Annotated in this window: 16 protein-coding genes; 5 read left to right on the top strand and 11 right to left on the bottom strand. The window is 27.5% G+C overall.

All coding sequences use genetic code 11. From position 1 onward, the window contains the following. Positions 1-28: 28 nt before the first annotated feature. The 3 genes from ARA19_RS07420 to ARA19_RS07410 form a co-directional block, all read right to left on the bottom strand. Complete coding sequence (locus ARA19_RS07420; protein ID WP_055070346.1) at positions 29-1933, bottom strand: beta-glucoside-specific PTS transporter subunit IIABC; 1905 nt, start codon at positions 1931-1933, stop codon at positions 29-31. Positions 1934-2030: 97 nt separating this feature from the next. Then, positions 2031-2870, bottom strand: a complete 840-nt coding sequence (gene licT / locus ARA19_RS07415) for a BglG family transcription antiterminator LicT (protein ID WP_055070345.1) — start codon at positions 2868-2870, stop codon at positions 2031-2033. A 484-nt stretch (positions 2871-3354) separates the two neighbouring features. After that, a complete protein-coding gene (locus tag ARA19_RS07410; protein WP_055070344.1) occupies positions 3355-4092 on the bottom strand; it encodes a DUF975 family protein in 738 nt (245 codons plus the stop codon). A 683-nt stretch (positions 4093-4775) separates the two neighbouring features. Between ARA19_RS07410 and ARA19_RS07405 the strand changes: the two genes are divergently transcribed. Then, positions 4776-5888 carry a Cof-type HAD-IIB family hydrolase gene (locus ARA19_RS07405; RefSeq protein WP_055070343.1) on the top strand — a complete coding sequence of 371 codons (1113 nt, stop codon included), beginning with the start codon at positions 4776-4778 and terminating at the stop codon, positions 5886-5888. A 394-nt stretch (positions 5889-6282) separates the two neighbouring features. Here ARA19_RS07405 and ARA19_RS07400 read toward each other — a convergent pair whose 3' ends face one another. The 6 genes from ARA19_RS07400 to ARA19_RS07375 form a co-directional block, all read right to left on the bottom strand. Continuing rightward, positions 6283-7947, bottom strand: a complete 1665-nt coding sequence (locus tag ARA19_RS07400) for an SH3 domain-containing protein (RefSeq protein WP_055070342.1) — start codon at positions 7945-7947, stop codon at positions 6283-6285. Between the two features lie 291 nt (positions 7948-8238). Continuing rightward, positions 8239-10008 carry an SH3 domain-containing protein gene (locus tag ARA19_RS07395; protein ID WP_055070341.1) on the bottom strand — a complete coding sequence of 590 codons (1770 nt, stop codon included), beginning with the start codon at positions 10006-10008 and terminating at the stop codon, positions 8239-8241. Positions 10009-10094: 86 nt separating this feature from the next. After that, positions 10095-10970 (bottom strand): hypothetical protein, encoded by an 876-nt coding sequence (locus tag ARA19_RS07390; RefSeq protein ID WP_055070340.1) that lies wholly within the window; start codon positions 10968-10970, stop codon positions 10095-10097. Positions 10971-11066: 96 nt separating this feature from the next. Continuing rightward, the gene (locus ARA19_RS07385; RefSeq protein ID WP_055070339.1) at positions 11067-11810 is read right to left on the bottom strand and encodes a hypothetical protein; all 744 of its coding nucleotides are present in this window, start codon (positions 11808-11810) and stop codon (positions 11067-11069) included. Between the two features lie 2 nt (positions 11811-11812). Further along, a complete protein-coding gene (locus tag ARA19_RS07380) occupies positions 11813-12007 on the bottom strand; it encodes a helix-turn-helix transcriptional regulator (RefSeq protein WP_055070338.1) in 195 nt (64 codons plus the stop codon). Between the two features lie 273 nt (positions 12008-12280). Continuing rightward, a complete protein-coding gene (locus ARA19_RS07375) occupies positions 12281-13924 on the bottom strand; it encodes a nucleoside kinase (RefSeq protein WP_055070337.1) in 1644 nt (547 codons plus the stop codon). A gap of 171 nt (positions 13925-14095) precedes the next feature. On the opposite strand from ARA19_RS07375, the gene ARA19_RS07370 reads away from it, so the two are divergent. The 3 genes from ARA19_RS07370 to fba all read left to right on the top strand — a co-directional run bounded on the left by ARA19_RS07370 (position 14096) and on the right by fba (position 16323). Further along, positions 14096-14782 (top strand): DUF421 domain-containing protein, encoded by a 687-nt coding sequence (locus ARA19_RS07370; protein ID WP_055070336.1) that lies wholly within the window; start codon positions 14096-14098, stop codon positions 14780-14782. Between the two features lie 6 nt (positions 14783-14788). Beyond that, on the top strand, positions 14789-15202 hold the full coding sequence (locus ARA19_RS07365) for a DUF4363 family protein (RefSeq protein ID WP_055070335.1): 414 nt from the start codon (positions 14789-14791) through the stop codon (positions 15200-15202). A 188-nt stretch (positions 15203-15390) separates the two neighbouring features. Beyond that, positions 15391-16323 (top strand): class II fructose-1,6-bisphosphate aldolase, encoded by a 933-nt coding sequence (gene fba / locus ARA19_RS07360; RefSeq protein WP_055070334.1) that lies wholly within the window; start codon positions 15391-15393, stop codon positions 16321-16323. Positions 16324-16366: 43 nt separating this feature from the next. On the opposite strand, the gene ARA19_RS18125 is transcribed toward fba, so the two are convergent. Continuing rightward, the gene (locus ARA19_RS18125) at positions 16367-16495 is read right to left on the bottom strand and encodes a hypothetical protein (RefSeq protein WP_278321682.1); all 129 of its coding nucleotides are present in this window, start codon (positions 16493-16495) and stop codon (positions 16367-16369) included. Between the two features lie 440 nt (positions 16496-16935). Here ARA19_RS18125 and ARA19_RS07355 point away from each other — a divergent pair, with 440 nt between their 5' ends. Beyond that, entirely contained in the window at positions 16936-17238 is a 303-nt protein-coding gene (locus tag ARA19_RS07355; RefSeq protein ID WP_055070333.1) for a hypothetical protein, read from the top strand. Positions 17239-17482: 244 nt separating this feature from the next. Here ARA19_RS07355 and ARA19_RS07350 read toward each other — a convergent pair whose 3' ends face one another. Further along, positions 17483-18928: an FAD-dependent oxidoreductase gene (locus ARA19_RS07350; RefSeq protein WP_055070332.1), complete on the bottom strand. Its 1446-nt coding sequence runs from the start codon at positions 18926-18928 to the stop codon at positions 17483-17485. Positions 18929-18965: the final 37 nt, after the last annotated feature.

Raw genomic sequence — 18965 nt, 5'->3', positions numbered from 1 at the left:
CACTTATAATCTTTTTCCTAATATACTTTTAAGCTAAAACTGTTATTAATTCCTGATTACTATTTATAGACTTTGATGTATTTTCAATAACATCTATATAATCAGAGTAGTTAGTAACAAGCACTGGAGTTTCTAAACAATAACCTTCATTTGATATTTTCTCCATATCAAATGTTACTAAGGTTTGACCTTTTTTAACCTTATCTCCTTGTTTTACAAAAGATTCAAAATACTTTCCTTCTAATTGAACAGTGTCTAATCCTATGTGAACTAATAGTTCGCACCCACTATCTGATACTATTCCTATGGCATGCTTAGTTGGGAATAATGTCACTATAGTTCCATCAAATGGAGCCACTACTTTTCCTTCCTTCGGTACTATAACAACACCTTTTCCTATTACTCCAGAAGCAAAAGCATCATCCTTTATTTCTGATAAAGGTTTTACCTCACCTTTTATAGGACTATATACTATATCTTTTTTTAACTTTGTAGCAGATACTTTTCTAGATTCTTCATTCTCTGCAACACTATCACTTTTCCAGAAAAAGAATGTTAATACAAAGCCAACTCCCATAGATACTGCTATACATATAAATGCTCCTATAACACCACTTGCATCTCCTGTTGCAGTATTTATGAAGTTAGGAACACCAAATATTCCAAGTCCCCCCATTACATATGATTTAGCATTCATAATTCCCATCACAGCTCCACCAGCAGCTGAACCTATACATGCAAATATAAATGGAGTTTTTCTAGGTAATGTAATTCCATAAATCGCTGGTTCTGTAACTCCAAAGAATGCTGATATAATTGCTGGTATACATAATTCTTTTGTTGCTTTATCTTTTAATTTAAAATACATTGCAGCTACTACTGCTGTTAAAGCAAAAGATGAACCAAACATCCCTGCTAATATTGAATCGTTTCCTAATGTCATCATATTTACCATAGCTATTGGTACAAGTCCCCAATGCAATCCAAATATTACGAGAACTAGCCATAATAATCCTACTAACATTCCACCTATTACTGGTGAGAAATTAAATAATGCTACAAATCCCCCTCCAACAATATTAGAAGCAAAAGTAGCTATTGGTCCTATTACTATAAATTCAATAGGTAATGAAACTAATAAAACTAACATTGGTACAACGAATGTTTTTACTACATCTGGGATTATCTTAGTAAATGTTTTTTCAAGTTTAGCTGCTAAATAAGCAATTAATATAACTGGAACTACTGTAGAAACATAATTCATTGATATTACTGGAAGTCCTAAAAATGTCATATATACTGGTGATTCAAACATCGTCCCACTAAATAAAGTATATAAAGGCTCCCCAGCTGCACTTAAAGCACTTAATTGAATTGTTGGATAACATAAAGCTGCTCCTATAAGTAAACCAACAAAAGGTTTAGCTCCAAATTTTTTAGCTGATGTATAACCCAATATTACAGGCATAAAGTTAAAAATTGAATCTCCAATTGCATTTAACATTACATATACACCATCTGTTGCTGTATATAATCCAAATGCTACAAATAAAGCATTAAATCCTTTTATCATACCAGCAGCACATAGCACTCCTAATATTGGCTGGAAAACTCCTGATATAATATCTATGAATTTGTTGAATACCCCCTTTGGAGCCTCACCTTCAGTAGTTGATTCTTCTGTTAAACCTGCTACTTTACATACATCTGCATAAACATCAGGAACGTGATTTCCTATAACAACTTGATATTGTCCACCACTTTTCATAACAGTTACAACACCATCCATATTTTTCAATATCTCATCATTTGCTTTAGACTCATCTTTTAATTTAAAACGAAGTCTTGTTATACAATGAGTTAACCCATTGATATTTTCTTTTCCTCCAATATTTTTGACAATACTTTTTGCTAGGTGTTCATACTTCCCCATACTTAAATTCCTCCATTTTCTTTTAATTGAAATATGAAGGTTTAGCCAACTTAATGTCACCATCCAATATATAAACCTAATTTTTAGGATTTATATTCTACTTAATACTTTTACTTATTGCTCTCTCAACATGAATAGTTAAATATAACTTTTCTTCATCTGTTAACTTATAATTATATTTTTTATTTATAAATTCATCTATTTTTTCTATGCAATTATATGCATTTTTATATTTAACTTTTATTACATTTAATAAATCATCTTCATTATTATCATAGGATGTATTCTTAAGAAGTCTTTCTGCAAAGTATTTTAAATGAGTAATAAATCTATAATAATATACTGACTCTTCATCAAATGTTACGCCATAATAATACTTAATTACATTTGTAATTTCTTGCATTATTTGAGTTATTTCATATATTATTTTTATATCTTGATCCATTTGTGCATTTACTATATGCAATGCTATAAAACCAGCTTCATCATCTGGTAATCTAACTTTAAATTTTTCTTCTATATAATCTAAAGCCTCTAGCCCTATTGCAAATTCTTCTTTATAAAATCTTTTTATGTCCCAAAGCAAGGCATTCTTTACCTTTATCCCTTCTTTTGCTCTTTCTATTGCAGTATACATATGATCTGTTAAAGTAATATAAATACTATCATTTAATTTCTTACCTAATTTCTCTTTAGATTTTAAAATTATTTTATCAGATAGCTTCATATATTCTAGAGGAATATCAGCTATTAACTCTTTGAAATTATCAGACATATTAGGATCAGAAAGCTTGAATATCTTGTCTACAATCTCCTTCGGAATGTGATCTCCTATTCGCTTTTTAAAAGCTATACCCCTTCCCATAACTACTATCTCTTTATTATTTTCATCAGTTGTAATAACTACATTATTATTGAGTATTTTTTCGATAACCATTATCATTCCCCCCTTTTTAATATTAAAATTGATTGTCCCCTCTATTTATTCTATTATCTATTTTACTACATAAAAAAACCTATTTATTGCACCTTAAATAAACTCCTTTGAGTCTATAACAATAAATAGGTTTAGCTTGTACTTAAACAATCACTATCCGTTCATATTTAAAATTTACTTATTTATATAATAACAAATATTAACTTTTGTGTCAACGTTTTCTTTAGTGCTTTTTAAAATATTTTCTTTACATCTTTTCATAACTTTTAATCTTATTTTTAGCATAATCATACTTAATCTATCACTTGTTATTTATCTTTAATTATTCTTATATCTATAAACTTACTTCACCAATTTTTTATACATTTAAATCACTATTTATTTTTGTAACTATAAGCATCAAATATCTAAATACAAAAAGACTATTTCTAATATGAAATAAAATCTTTCTTTAGAAATAGTCCTTTTTTATTTTACTTATTAATTACCATGGTGAATATGTTATTCCTCCAGTGAATCCTCTGTTCTTAGAATTTACATAAAGCGCCATTGTACTTGTTGCATATGGTGCTATCCATATGAATCCAATTCCTAATGTTATTATTCCTACTATTGCCCAACCTACAAAGCTTAACCAAAGATAGGCTACACTCCAAAAGTTTCTTTTAACTATAAGTAAGGAAGTTTTTAAAGCATCTTCAAAGCTTATCCCATGATTTTGAGCTATTAAAAATCCTGCTGGAAATGCAAATATAAACACCACAAAGACTTCTATAAAAAATAATATTACGAAAATTGCTGATATAGCGATGTTTGAAGAAGTTACTTCTGCTATTTGTAATATAATAAATCCAACAACAGACATCATCATAAAATCAACTACTACAACTCCTAAAAATCTTAAATATTGTCTCCAGTGAACAATACATTCAATATAAGCTATTCTTCTTTTGCTCGTCATTAAATTAGAACAATATTTTATGAAGCATAATACAAAATATGGTTGTATTATAAATACTATAATTACTATTAACCATCTAAGTATATTTGAAGAAAAAGGCTTATAGAAATTATAGTTATCAAATATTCCAATAGCTTTCATATCTAATCCTTGTAATATCAAAAAAGGAATTACCGCAAATACTAAAGATGCTCCTATAACATTTATCCAGTTTCCCTTCAAAATCTCTAATGATTGATTTTTTAATTTCCTTATCCTCATTTCGGTTAAAGCCCCTTTTTATATAAAATTCAAAATTATTTACTTATTTTTAAAATTATCTGTACTTATCAAGTATAAAATCCCATTAAATTATTGTCAAATTAAAAATCACTAAAAAAAGTAATAAAAACGCTCTAATCTTCTCACAACTACAAGAAACTAATAATTTCAAAAATTATCTAATAAACATTTTTTAATCCTTCCACTAATTAAAACCTATTTTGTAAATCTAATTACAAAAACTAAGTCTTCCTTATTTCAGAATATTACTATGTATAAAATAACTAAATATGCATATTCTAATATTGTAACAGGGAAGTATTCTCTCTAGTTATTAAAGAAGCCTTTAATAAATTTATAAACTGACACTTCCTAAAATATTAAAGGCTTCAACTCCTCTTTATTTAACCCCTTTAAAAAATAACCCATAATATCCCAAAATTATTCTGGAATAAATTATTAAAATTTTTCCTATTTGGTTATCCATTATATATCTAAATTAGCTATTATTAAACAAATTTATATGTATAATTACTTTTTTTCAATTCTATTAATAAAATTAAAATTTATAAAAACCCTTCTATAAAAAGATTTTTATGATATAATTATTTTCTAGAAATACAAAATAAATTTAAATAGATTTAAAACAAAAGATTTAAAAATAAATTTAGGGAGGTTACTTGATGATAAAGCTTATTGTAACAGATATGGATGGAACTTTACTTAACGAAAAGGAAGAACTCAATAAAGAGTTTCTTAGTGTGTATAAAGAGTTAAGAAATAAAGATATTCTCTTTGCTGTAGCAAGTGGAAGACAAAGAAAAAATCTCGAGCTTAAATTTAATGATATAAAAGATGATTTAATAATGCTTTTTGAAAATGGTAGTTGTGGTTCCCTTAATGGAACAAATATATACAGAAGTGAGCTTGATAAAACTATTGTACATAAACTCGTAGATATTGGTAGAAAAAATTCTCATAACATGCTTCTATGTACTGAGGATATGACATATATTGAAAACGTAAATGAAGAATTTATAACTGAGTTAAGAAAATATTATGAAGATATTACATTCGTAAATGACTTAAAAGAAATAGACAAGCCCGTAGTTAAATTTACTATATTTGATCCTAAAGGTGCTAAAGAAAACTCCTTTAAAATTTATGATGGCTTAGTTGGTAAAAAAGTTAAAGTTTCTGTATCTACAATTAAGTGGCTACACATTATAAATAAAGAAGTTAGTAAAGGGTTTGGTGTCCAAGCTTTACAAAATCACTTCAATATAAGCCCAGAAGAAACAATGGTCTTTGGAGATGGAAATAACGACTTAGAAATGATTAAGTCTGCAAAATACTCATATGCTATGGAGAATGCTGTAGAAGAATTAAAAGAGTTAGCCTTCGCTATAGCTCCATCAAACAATAACAATGGTGTTTTAGAAATAATAAAAAAAGAAGTTCTTGCTGAAAAGCCTATTGTAGAAGAAGTAGCTGTAGATTCTGAAACAATCAAAGAATCTATACCTGTGAAAAAAACTATAATAGAAGCTTCTGAAGTTTCTGAACCTCAAATAATAGAAAAAGAAATTATTGAAGAAGCTCCAGTAAAGAAAAAAGCTGCAGCTCCTACAAAGAAAAAAGTTGAAAAGAAAGTTGCTGCTGAAAAGAAAGTTGCTGCTTCAGAAGAACCATCAAATGATGACTTTGATGAATTTGATGACTTTGATATATTTGAAGAAAAGCATCCATTTGATGATGAGAGCCTAGAAGAAAAACTTTTAGCAATACTTGGATAGTAAATTAAAACTTAATTCAGGTTGAGTTTTGACTCCATCTGAATGCTTAGTGACCGTTATCTAAAAGCGTGAGGCTGTTTATCTCCTGCTTATAAAAGATAGGAATATTACACCTCTAGCTATCAGATAAATGTATTTTTTCATCTGCCGAGATAGCTATATAGGTACAAAATGCTGTGACCATTGAACTAGTACTAGAAGCTCTTTATTTTTGAACAATAGTTTCGTGAAAAAATTTCCATTGTTTGAACAAAGTGAGTTTGGAAATTTTAGAAACTATTGTAGAAAAAATATTAGAGCTTCTTTACGTAGGTGAGTGGTCACAAATGATGAACCTATATAGCTAAATAAAAAGAAAGAGGATGTATCTGCAATTTGATACATCCTCTCTTTTTTATTTATTTACAACATCTGCTGTACTTTTTGTTCTTTTAACTATTTTATGATTACTCTTAGCATTACTATTTTGTTTAGGTAATGAACCTAAAACTTGTCCATTTGGACTTACATATATAGTTGATATATAGTTATTGCTATTTACTGAACCATTATACACTTGAACTGCATAGAATGTACTTCCATTGCTTTCTGTAGTGTTATTCATATCTATGTTATAAACTAAGCTTCCACTATTAACTTGTCCATTTAAATACTCACTAGCTATAGTAGATACCTCTTCTTTTACTTGTGAAGGATTTTGTTTTGCTCCTTGAGCATTATTATTGCTGAAAGCATTTCCATTTAATATAGTACCATTTGTACTTATATAATAATGTGTTGTATTAGCTTCTCCATTATCTGAGTTAGTTGTATGAACATAAACACTATAATAATTTACTCCACCTTTATTATAAGTTTGATTCATATTCATTGACATTGTACTACCTTCTGTATTAGGGTTAGTCCAGAAGTTCGCTTTAACTATATTATAAATTTCATTATATAATTGTGAATTGCTAACATTAGATTTTACACTTTCACTATTTTCATGATGTGCAGGTCCACTTAATAAAACATTATTTCCTGCAACTGTTGTTGCCTTACTACTTGCTGTAGCATTTGCCTCTGAACCACTATTTGTTGTAGCACTTGCAGTTGAATTGCTAGTTGCTGTAGCATTTCCATTTTTAACAGTACTACTTGCTTCTGCCTTACTATTTGCTTCAACTTTACTTGCAGAATTACTTGCTGTTGAAGTACTATTTGTAGCAACTGTAGCCTTAGCAGTACTATTGTCAACAGTTTTAGCTTTAACAGTACTATTAGTACTTGTTGTTTCTTTACTGTTATTGTTAGCTACTGAACTATTACTTGAAGTTGCCTTACTTACGCTATTAGCTTCTGATGCAGATTTTGCTTTATTTGTAGTAACATTATTATTTACTGTTGAATTCCCAGCATTTCCACTATTACTTACTGCATTTATTATAGATGGAGCTACATATTCTGAATAAACAAATCCAGTTACTCCATTGGCATTTATTTTATACCATTGACCTTCTTTTCCAACTATCTTAAAGCTATTTCCATTTAATAAATGACCTATAGTGTTGGAATCCATTGTTGCAGCTGCTCTTATTCTTAAGTTAGAGCTTACATTTATAACTTGTCCATTTCCTTTTAAAATTGATAATGGATCATTTACTCCACTTTCAATAAACTGAAGGTTAGCTGCATTTATATATCCTGTTTCTCCTGTTTCTTGAACTGTAACCTTATACCAATTACCATCTTGTCCATGAACAGTTAACATTTCTCCAGCTGATAAATACCCTACTAAATTACTTTTTACTGAATTAGATCCCATTAATGCTAAAGATCCATTTCCATTAATAACTACAGCTGTTCCTGTAGTTTGAGAATTTTGAGTATTGTTAGTAGTTGTAGCTTCTGTATTACTAACCTTATTTGTATTATTTCCACCATCATTTTGTGTTAATAAAACTTCATTATTGTTAGAATTATCCTTAGCTACTGTTCCTTGTGACACCATTCCTGCCCCTACTGTTGTTGCTACTGCTGTAAATGCAAATATAGATGCCAAAGTTTTTTTCTTCATCATCCTGCCTCCTAAATCTGATAGAGTTATTTCTATGCTTTTCTTATCTTGCATTATATTTCTTTGCCTTTTTTATTTCAATGTTCCTTTATTGCTATTATCATATTTTTTATCCATTTAAAATGATAAAGTATTAATAAATTAAATAATTTATTAATACTTTCCTTATCATTTCTTTCTAAATTAACCTATGATAAAATATTCAATCCTTAAAAAATTTAATAAATTTCATCCTAATTTAATGAAATTCACTATTTTTATTACTGAATTATAATATTTTTCCTATATAACTTAACCTTTTTTTACTCTCTTTCCAATTCCCTTATTTTGAAGTGAATTTTGTTCTAAATTATTGGAACTCTTTCCAATTATCCTATTATAAGTATTTATAACATTTCCATATGGGCTTACATAAATAACATCACCCTCTTCTATACTTTGTCCTCCAGGATATATTGGATTATTAGACCAAACATTAACTTGATAATATCTAACGCCATTTCTAACTATACTTTTATTTAAATTATAATTGAAAGTATACATAGAATTTCCTGTACTTTGACTCATATATTCCATTGCTATTTTACTTATAATATTTTTTCTTTCATTATAAGTTAAATTAACATTATTATTTTCTTCAAAACTATTTCCAGATAATATTTTTCCATTAGTACCTATATAGTAATGCTCTATATTTGTTTTTTCTGAACTATTTATACTATATAAATAAACACTATAATAACTATTTCCATCTTTTTTATATGTATTTCCCATATCCATAGTCATAGTTCTTTGATTATCCGTAGGAGTTGTCCATATTTTTGCTTTAACTATATCAAATATTCTGTTATATAAATTAGTTTCAGCTTCACTAAAATTATTACTTTCTTTATAATTATCAACATTTATAGGAAACTCTTTATTATTTCCTTCATTAACTTTTTCATTAAAGCTTAAAATTTCTTTATTATATGTATTTGTATTTTCACAAATGTAAGCCATATTACTTGTAGGTTCAAATAATATTAAATTCCCATTTTCAACGTAAAAAATCATTTCATTATTGCTTCCAAAGCTATTTAATCCATAAGGATTATTCTTAGCACTATTATTTCCTGCCACTACAAGCTCTGTTAAAGTATTTCCTTTAAGTCCTATTTCAGCTGGATTATAACCATAGTTTTTTTCGAAATCAGTAGCACTTTGCTTTTTTATTTCATAACTAGGATTAACTATATTATAATTCATAGAACCAGGAATATTTTCCATTGAAAACAAGTTTTTATTCATAGTAAAACTATGACCTATAGTAGCATTTTCTCTTCCCTCAGAATAACTTGGGCCTAAAATACTAGCAACACTATAATTCCCCAAATAATTTTCTGCCTCTAAAGAATTTTCGTTAACTGACAGTAATTTCTTATTATTTTTAATACTATGTTTTACTTTATTATTAAGATTATTACTACTAGAATTAGAATTATTATTACTATTAGAATTAATATTAGTCTCTATATATTCAAAATAAACAAAGCCCTTTATTCCATTACTATCTACTTCATACCATTCTCCTTGCTTTCCAATTATTTGTAGGCTAGCACCATTATGTAAAGTAGATAATACCTTAGAATTCATAGTTGCTTTTTCTCTTATTCTAACATCAGTAGTAACATTTATAATAGAACCTTTTTCTTTTAGGCTTTCTAAAGGACTATTAACACCACTTTCAATAATTTCAGCATTCTTTATATTTATATAACCAGTTGCACCAGTTTCCTGTACAACTACTTTGTAATAATCTCCAACTTTAGCTTCTATAGTTAACATTTCTCCAACAGATAAATAACTACTAATTTTATTGTTATTAGGATCACTCTTTAAAACTAAAGAATTATCTCCATTTATAACAACAGCATATTTATTACTTTCTGTTGTAGAATTAGATAATAGTACATTATTTTTAGATTTTTTTACTGCTCCTTTATAGGCAGTAGCGCTTGTTCCTATAGATGTAGCCACAGCCGCTACTGCAATCAAAGAAGCTACACTTCTTTTCTTCATAGTTTCACTCCTAGTTTTTTTCATATGTTGTCATTTTAATTCTAACATAGAAAATTATATCTAGGATAATATAATCTCAAATTCTATTAATTTCCTCCAATAATTTCTCCATTAAGCCCATCTATATAAACAAAAGCTTCCTCACCAGCATCATTTTTTAATTTTGCCACCCAAGCTGTAGTAGCATAACTAGCACTTTCATAATCATCACTTATATAATTAGTATTAGGTACTACTATTTGTTTTTCCATCTCTCCACTATAATTAAATCCTTTTAATTCCTTAAATGAAGAAATAGATTTTTCTGCTTCTTTTTTTTCTATTATTTCTTTATCTTTATCAGCAACATTAGGTAAATTATTAATAGTTATTTTGCTAATAGTTCCATCCTTCTTATTTAAAACCATATTTACAGATTCATATTTAGAATACAAATCACCATCATACTGCTTTTCCCAAACTACATTATAATAATCATCACCTAAGCTTTCATTTTTTCTTATTTCATAACTGCTTGGGCAATCCAATATATTATAATACTCACAAGCTTTATTAATAAGCTCTTCTTCTGTTAAAACTGCATCTCCATCCTTAACAGTTGTTTCAACAGCAATAGAAACTAACTCTCCTGTATTTTCATTTAATTGAACATTACCTCTACTAAAAATCAAATCATAATTATATCCATTACCAAAAGTACTCTTTTTATTAGCTATATCTATAGGTTCCCCTAAGTCTAAATCTAATTTTTCAACTATAGAAAAAGCACTTTTTTCAAGTTCTTCATCAGAAATCTGCTCTACATTTTCAGAAACTACCTCTTTATAAAAAGTAGACTTATTATTAAGATTTCTTCCAAAATTAATTTTATTGCCTCTAGTAAAATAAAATATTGCTCCACCAACCCCTAGTAATATAAGCAAAAAAATAACTATATATAATTTCTTAATTCTAATAACCAATATATAATCTCTCCTTTCATCAATTCAAACATTATATATTATGTAGTATTAGAATTAATTATTACTATAGTTATAATAATTAAGTATCCTATTAAATTATTTATTTATATTTTTATCAGCATTCCTTTCTGATATTTTCATTACCATTCTCATAGTAATATAAAAGAATATACCCCAAAATGTTCCTGCACAAATTCCTGTTATTAACGCATTTTCTATACCCTTATGCAAAGCTCCTATGGCCATAAATCCACCAAAGAAAATTGAAGCATATAAACATCTTAATCTAAAACTATTTAAATTAACTTTTTTATTTTTTACTTTATTTATCTTATCTAAATTAGTTAAAAATAATCCTCTTTTAATTGCCAGCACACAAAAACAAAATGCTGGAATCATTACTATTATGAAACTTATTAGAGTAAGCTTACTAAATTCTATTAATCCACTTACTGAATTAATATTATAAATCCCTTTAACATTAGTATAAAAAACTATAAAAAAATCTACAGACATTATTATAGCCATAGCTATGTAATAACTTTCTCTAAAAATCCTATTTCTAAATTCTAATAAAAACTCATCTTTTCCTCTAAGTGCATCAGAAAGTTTCAACTTATTATTTCTTATTTTTATTAAGATAAAACTATTACAAATTATCAAAGTTAAAAATACACCCCAAAAATCCCATAATTTAAAATTCCCCATAAATATTAGAGGAATTGATATAAGAGAGAGAACTTCCATAATTAAATAACAATAAAATAATATCTTATCAGTTTCCTTAAGTATTCTTTCATCTGCATTTTTATAATTATTTTTAAATAATCTAAATATCATACTTATTCCTCCCAAAATAATTCATCTAAAGTTTTATCTAAGGTTTTGCAAATGGCTATACAAAGTTTAATAGTTGGATTGTACTTTCCTGATTCAATCATACTAATAGTTTGCCTAGCCACATTAACAATGTTTGCAAGCTCCTCTTGAGATAAATCTTTCTCAACTCTAGCTACTTTCATTTTTATATTCTTCATTTGATTTGCCTCTCAATAATATTTCTCTATTTTAAAGTCACTTCTTATTTCCTATTTATTCAATAAATTACCTTAATTATAAATTTACAAGTCAAAATGTCAAATATACATGACATAAATTATTTATAAAATTAAATATAGAACTTCTAATTATGGATAAAAATATAGACCTTGCAATTATAAAAAAATTGCAAAGCCTATTAATTTCTTAATACTTTCTAATTTAAATTATAATTTAATTTTTTCTTAAAGTTCTTCAGCAAATACTAAATGTTAATATTGATAGAAACAACTTCCTCCAATAAACTCTCTTAATATAGAATTCTCTGGAACTTTACAAAAATCTATATCCTCAAAGAAATTTAAGAAAGCCTTTAATCTCTTTGCTTCATGATAAACTTCACTACTCTCCTCTATTTTTTCTAACTCTTTCATTGCTAAATTTTTTAATACACATAGTTCATATACTAAATTAGAGTTAAACATCACGTCTGCGTTTTCTTGAAATACGAAAATATTTCTCTTCTCTCCTTTTTTAATTGCTGGCCACATTTTTAATGTTTGCTCACAGCCATAACCTCTTGATAAATAGTCCCTTACTATCCTTCTTATTTTTCTTACATCTGTTGTTAATATTCTATTATGATTATCTAAATTAAGCTGAGTTAAGGCAGATATATATATTTTAAACTTAGATTTTTCTTCAATTTCTCTTGTTAATTCATCATTTAGACCGTGTATTCCTTCTATTATAAGCACTCCATTTTTAGGTAGTTTTAATTTATTATTCCCCCATTCCCTCATTCCTGTTTTAAAATTATAGGTTGGAATATGAGCTTCTTCTCCCCGTAAAATTGCCTTAATATTTTCATTAAATAAATTTATATCTAAAGCTGTTAAAGATTCATAATCTGGATTTCCATCCTCACCTAGTGGTGTTTTATCTCTATCTATAAAATAATCATCTAAGGATATCATAATAGGCATAAGACCATTAACCCTAAGTTGCACTGCTAATCTTTTTGTAAAAGTAGTTTTTCCTGAAGATGAAGGTCCTGCCACAAGAATTACTTTAACATCTTTTCTCTCATTTATCATATCTGCAATTTGTGCTATCTTTTTCTCATGCAAAGCTTCTGAAATTCTTATAAAATCTTCAGCTTCTCCATTCAATATCTTTTTATTTAAAGCTCCAACATCAGAAACTTCTAATATACTTAACCACCTTTGAGCTTCTTTAAATATATTAAAAAGTTTTGGACTAGGAAGAAAATCAGCTATTTTAGTTGGATTTTTATAATCAGGATATGAAAGTAAAAAACCATCATTATAATAGGAAACATCAAAATATTTTAATACCCCTGTGCTATAAGCCATAGTTCCATAGAAGTAATCATATCTATCATCTATTTTATATAAACTTATATTTTCACTTCTAAATCCCTCTAGAAGCCTAACCTTATCTTCCATGCCATAAGATCTAAAAATTTCTATACCTTCTAATCTAGATACCTTATGTTTTTCAATTCTATAATTAGCTTTTACTATCTCTTCCATTCTTCCTTTTATTATTTTTATATCATCTTCTGTTAATAGCTTTTCTTTAATTATACTTCCATAAATTCCAAATCCAATAGAATGTTCTATAATTACTTTTGCATCTTTAAAAATATCTAAAACTGCCTTTATAAAAACAAATTGCAAAGTCCTTATATATGTTGGCATTGCCTCCCTATTATCTATTCTTATAAAGTCAAAGTCTCCTTCTTCCTTTATATATGAATTAAGCTCATAATATCCCTCTCCCTGCCTTGCTAAAACTATAGGAATTTCATCATTTACATAATTTTCATCAAGTAGATATCCAAATCTAATTGATCCTTTTGAATTATTATTCTTTCCTTGTAGTTTTTTCAAAATCTCACCTTCTTTTAGATAAATATGCTTAAGCTTTAACCTTCTTATATAGTATATAGAATTTATTTAAAAAAGATAATAAAAATTCTTATTTTTTCACATTATATAAGCATAAGATTTATTTCTTTAAATTAAACCTTATTTTAACTCATATTTAAAGGATGTTTTAGTATGTTAATTCTTATAATAAGAACTATAATTTTATACTTTTTTTCTGTTTTAATAATAAGACTTATGGGGAAAAGACAAATTGGAGAATTACAACCCCATGAACTTGTTATGACTTTTATGATTTCAGATTTAGCTTCTCTTTCTATGCAAGACATGAGGTTTCCACTATTATTAGCTATTTTACCTATGGCAACTCTTCTTATTACAAAGATAGTATTAACCGAGCTAGAGCTTAGAAGTTCTTTTGTTAGAAGATTAATGGATGGAAAGCCAGATGTAATAATAAGAAACGGAAAAATAGTTCCTGAAGTTATGAAAAGACAAAAATTAAATATATATGATATTTTAGAGGAAGTCAGAGAAAAAGGAATCTTAGATTTAAATGAAATAGAATATGCTATCTTAGAGAATAATGGAGATATTTCTGTATTTACCAAAGAAGAATTTGCTCTAGTTCAAAAAAAAGATTTAGATATTAAATGCGAGAAAAAAAATCTTCCCTATATTCTTGTATTTGATAGTGAAATTCAAAAGGATTCTTTAAAATCATTAAAAAAAGATGTTCATTGGTTAATGTCAGAATTGAAGAAAAAAGATATTTCAGCCATTAATAACTTATATTTAGTTCTCTTAACCTCTAAAAATGAATTATATATCCAAGACAAATCAACGAAAAATGGAGATTAAATTTAAATGAAAAAAACAATAATTTCACTTTTTATTTTTATTTTTATTTTTTCTTTTGCAATTTACTCTCACTACTATCTTCTTAATGTTGGAAATAATATAATTTCTAAATGCTCTGAAATTGAAACAATGCTAAATAAAATTTCTTTAAAAGAAGAAAATAACATAGATAATCCTATATGGAAAGAATTAAATTCTAAATCAGTAGATTTAGAAAACTACATTTATAATAACTATAATATGTTGTCTTTATATTTAAATCATGAAAGGTTAGATATTATAATAAGTGAACTTGCAAGATTAAAACAATACACCATTAATAGTGATTTAAGAGAAAGTTTATCTACAATATCCTTTATTAAAAGTTATACTAATACTATAATTAAAGAAGAAGATATTAATTTGAGAAATATTTTTTAAATCCTGTTCATTTATGCATAATAAAATTATTTATAAGCAAAAAATACATATTATTAATTAAAATTATATTTTTACTATGGAAATTATAATGAATTTAGTTTATAATAAAGTTATAAGGGAAACAGTCCCACTGGGTACTATTAGGTCCCACATAGTAAGTTTTTCAATTTTGAAAGGTGGTATTCACGATGGCATTAGTAACTACAAAGGAAATGTTTAAGAAAGCTTATGAAGGCGGATACGCTATAGGAGCTTTCAATATAAATGATATGGAAATAATTCAAGGTATAGTTAATGGCGCAAAAGCTAAAAACTCACCAGTTATATTACAATGTTCAACAGGAGCTTTAAAATATGCTGGAGCTAAATACTTAAAAGCAATGGTTGATGCTGCTATAGAAGAAACAGGATTAGATATTGCTTTACACTTAGACCACGGTCCAAACATAGAAGCTGTTAAAGAAGTTATAGATGCTGGATTTACTTCAGTTATGTTTGATGGTTCACACTATGAATACGAAGAAAACGTAAGATTAACTAAAGAAGTTGTTGACTACGCTCACGCTAGAGGAGTTGTTGTTGAAGCTGAACTTGGAGTATTAGCTGGAGTTGAAGATGACGTTGTTGCTGATTCTCACATCTATACTGATCCAGAGCAAGCTGTTGACTTTGTTAACAGAACTGGTGTTGATTCATTAGCTATCGCTATCGGAACATCTCACGGAGCAGTTAAGTTCCCACCAGATGCTAAACCAGAATTAAAATTCGATATATTAGAAGAAATTCAAAGAAAATTACCAGGATTCCCAATAGTTCTTCACGGCGCTTCAGCTGTTGATCCTCAAACTGTTGCTACTTGTAACGAATTTGGTGGAAATATAGCTAACGCTAAAGGTATCCCAGTTGAAATGTTAAGAAAAGCATCATCAATGGCTGTTTGTAAAATAAACATGGATACAGATATAAGATTAGCTATGACTGCTGCTATAAGAAAGACTTTCGGAGAAAAACCAGAAGTATTCGATCCAAGAAACTACTTAGGAGCTGCTAGAACAGAAATCCAAAAATTAGTTGAAAGCAAAATCGATACAATCTTAGGTTCAGAAAACGGAATGAACTAATATTAAAGGACTGCATCAAGCAGTCCTTTTTTTTCATTTAAAATTATTTTCTCATGCTCTCTTTTACATCATCCATTTTTTCTCCAACTTTATTCATAGCTCTTTTAACCATGTTATCGTTGTCACCTTTGTTACCTCTGTTTGATTTAGTTTCTTTGTTTTGTATGTTCATTCTGCTCACACCTTTCCTTAAAATATATATTAAATTTTCTCTAGTGACTAGTGTCTCCAATGCTAAAGTCTCTATAATCTGAAGTCAAACAAACACACATCTCTAGATAACTACCACTAAAATTCAGCTAGAATCAAAATTCTATCTTAATTAGATTTTAGTTTATAAATTTAATACATTAATAGTATCCTCCCAACAGTAGAATATATGCTATGTATTTATTATCAACCCATACTACAAATTCATGAAAAGTAAAATAATAAAAAATAAAATTTATCTCATAGGTAGAGACTGTAATTCTTATATTTTCTATAAGCAAGAAATTAAACATTCTATAACTTATCAAAAAAATTTATAAATTTAATATATTATATATTGAAATTATTATGTTAAGTGATATAATTTACATATAATGGTAATAAATAAGGGAGGATATAAATTTGTTAACTGATAATATAAAAGTAAAAAGATACATTGGACATAACTCCTGCGAAGTTTCTCTTTCTATAAAAGATGGATTAATAACCTTTATACCAAAAGAATTTCTATGGGAATCATTAAGATTTCAATTTTTAATAAAAGATTTATCTTCTATAAAACTTTATGATGTATTCACAGTAAAATCCTATACTAAGGAATATTTATCCTCTAAAGCTTTAAACCTAAAAACAAAAACAGGAGCCCAATATATCATTGGCAATCCAAATATAGAAAGTTTGCTTACTTTCTTTAAAATGTCTTAGTAAAGCCCTTTACCAATTAAATTTTAATTTATTATAAAAAACATATAACTAAAAAATATAAACTTATAGAATTAAAAGTTAATATGAATAAAATTTTTAATTTAATGAAAAAAGAGGATGTATCAAATTATAGATACACCCTCTCTGCCTTTTATATAGCTATCTCGGCAGATAAAAAATTTAAAAGTAATATAAATTAAAATACTGATTTGATACAATCCCTTTTCCATGCATCATACCTTTATTATTTTTCTTCTGAAATATCTTTTGTTGTAGGGCTGTCTAATACTTTTCCTTCATAATCATATCTTGACCCATGACATGGACAATCCCATGTTAATTCATCCTTATTCCATTGAAGTTCACATCCCATATGTGTACAAATTGCTGATACAATAAAGGCTTTACCATCAGCATCTTTATAAACTCCAACCTTTTCTCCATCATATTCAATAATTTCAGCATCTCCATTTTTAATATGTTCTATGTCCCCACTTGGAATAGATATTTTTTTCATAATAAGATTTTTAGCTAATTTACTCATATCTTTTGTCATATTCTTTACTGATGCCGTAAAATCAAATCTCTTTGGAGAAAATATTTCTGAAAACTCATTTTCCTTTCCTAATATCATATCTGATATTATCATAGCTGCCACCATAGCACTTGTCATTCCCCACTTATTAAATCCTGTTATAGCATATACATTAGACATTTCATCTGAAGCCTTTCCTATGTAAGGTATCCCATCCACAGTCATACAATCTTGAGCAGACCAATGATACTTTTCTCTTGCTTCTGGAAATAAGTCCTTTGCAACTTTTCTTAAAGCATCATAACTTCCACCTTCTTTATTTTCTCCAGTTCTTTGCCTTATTCCACCTAATAATAGCAAATTTTTATAAGTTCTAAAGGAATATCCTTTTTTATTAGCATCTATGTACATTCCATCAATATCCCCTGCACCTTCCAAAGCTAAAACATAGGACCTTTCTTGATGCATTTGCAAGAAATGATATCCACCTTCAGTTTTTATAATTGGATAATGTGTTGCCACTACTATATGATTTACAGTTATATCACCCTTATCAGTAACTACTAAGTTTTCTTTAACTTCTAAAGCTCTAGTATTTTCATATATGGTTAAATCATCTGAAATACTCTTTAAAAGTTTAAGTGGATTAACTTGCCCTTGATTATTAAATTTAACAGCTCCCTTAACATTAAAAGGAAGATTAAGATTTTCTACAAACTCTGCATTAATTCCAAGTTTATTAGCTGCTTCTACTTCCTCTTTAAGTATATCAACCTTATCTACAGAATAAACATAGGCTTCCTTTTCTTCAAAGTCACAATCTATTTTATTTTTTTCAATAAGCTCCTTATATTTTTTTATAGCTAGTTCGTTTGCTTTGGCATACTGCCCAGCTTTTTCTTCCCCAAACTCTGATATTAATTTATGATAAATTAAATCATGTTGAGATGTTACTTTTGCTGTAGTATTTTTAGTATTTCCACCAGCTACTTCACCTTTATCAATTAAAACTACGTCTGTTCCCTGTTCTTTTAACAGATATGCTGTTACTAGTCCTGCCACTCCAGCTCCAATGACTAAAACATCAGTTTTTATATCCTTATCTAAAGATTCTCTCTTTTTTAATTCACAGCTTTCGCTCCATACTGATTTCATAAAATCACCTCAATTTTAGCATTTCATTTTTTTCACC

Source organism: Clostridium massiliamazoniense (genome assembly GCF_001403635.1).
Taxonomy (GTDB): Bacteria; Bacillota; Clostridia; order Clostridiales; family Clostridiaceae; genus Sarcina; species Sarcina massiliamazoniense.
The sequence above is the reverse complement of the archived record's forward strand: the minus strand, read 5'-3'. Positions and strand labels throughout refer to the sequence as shown.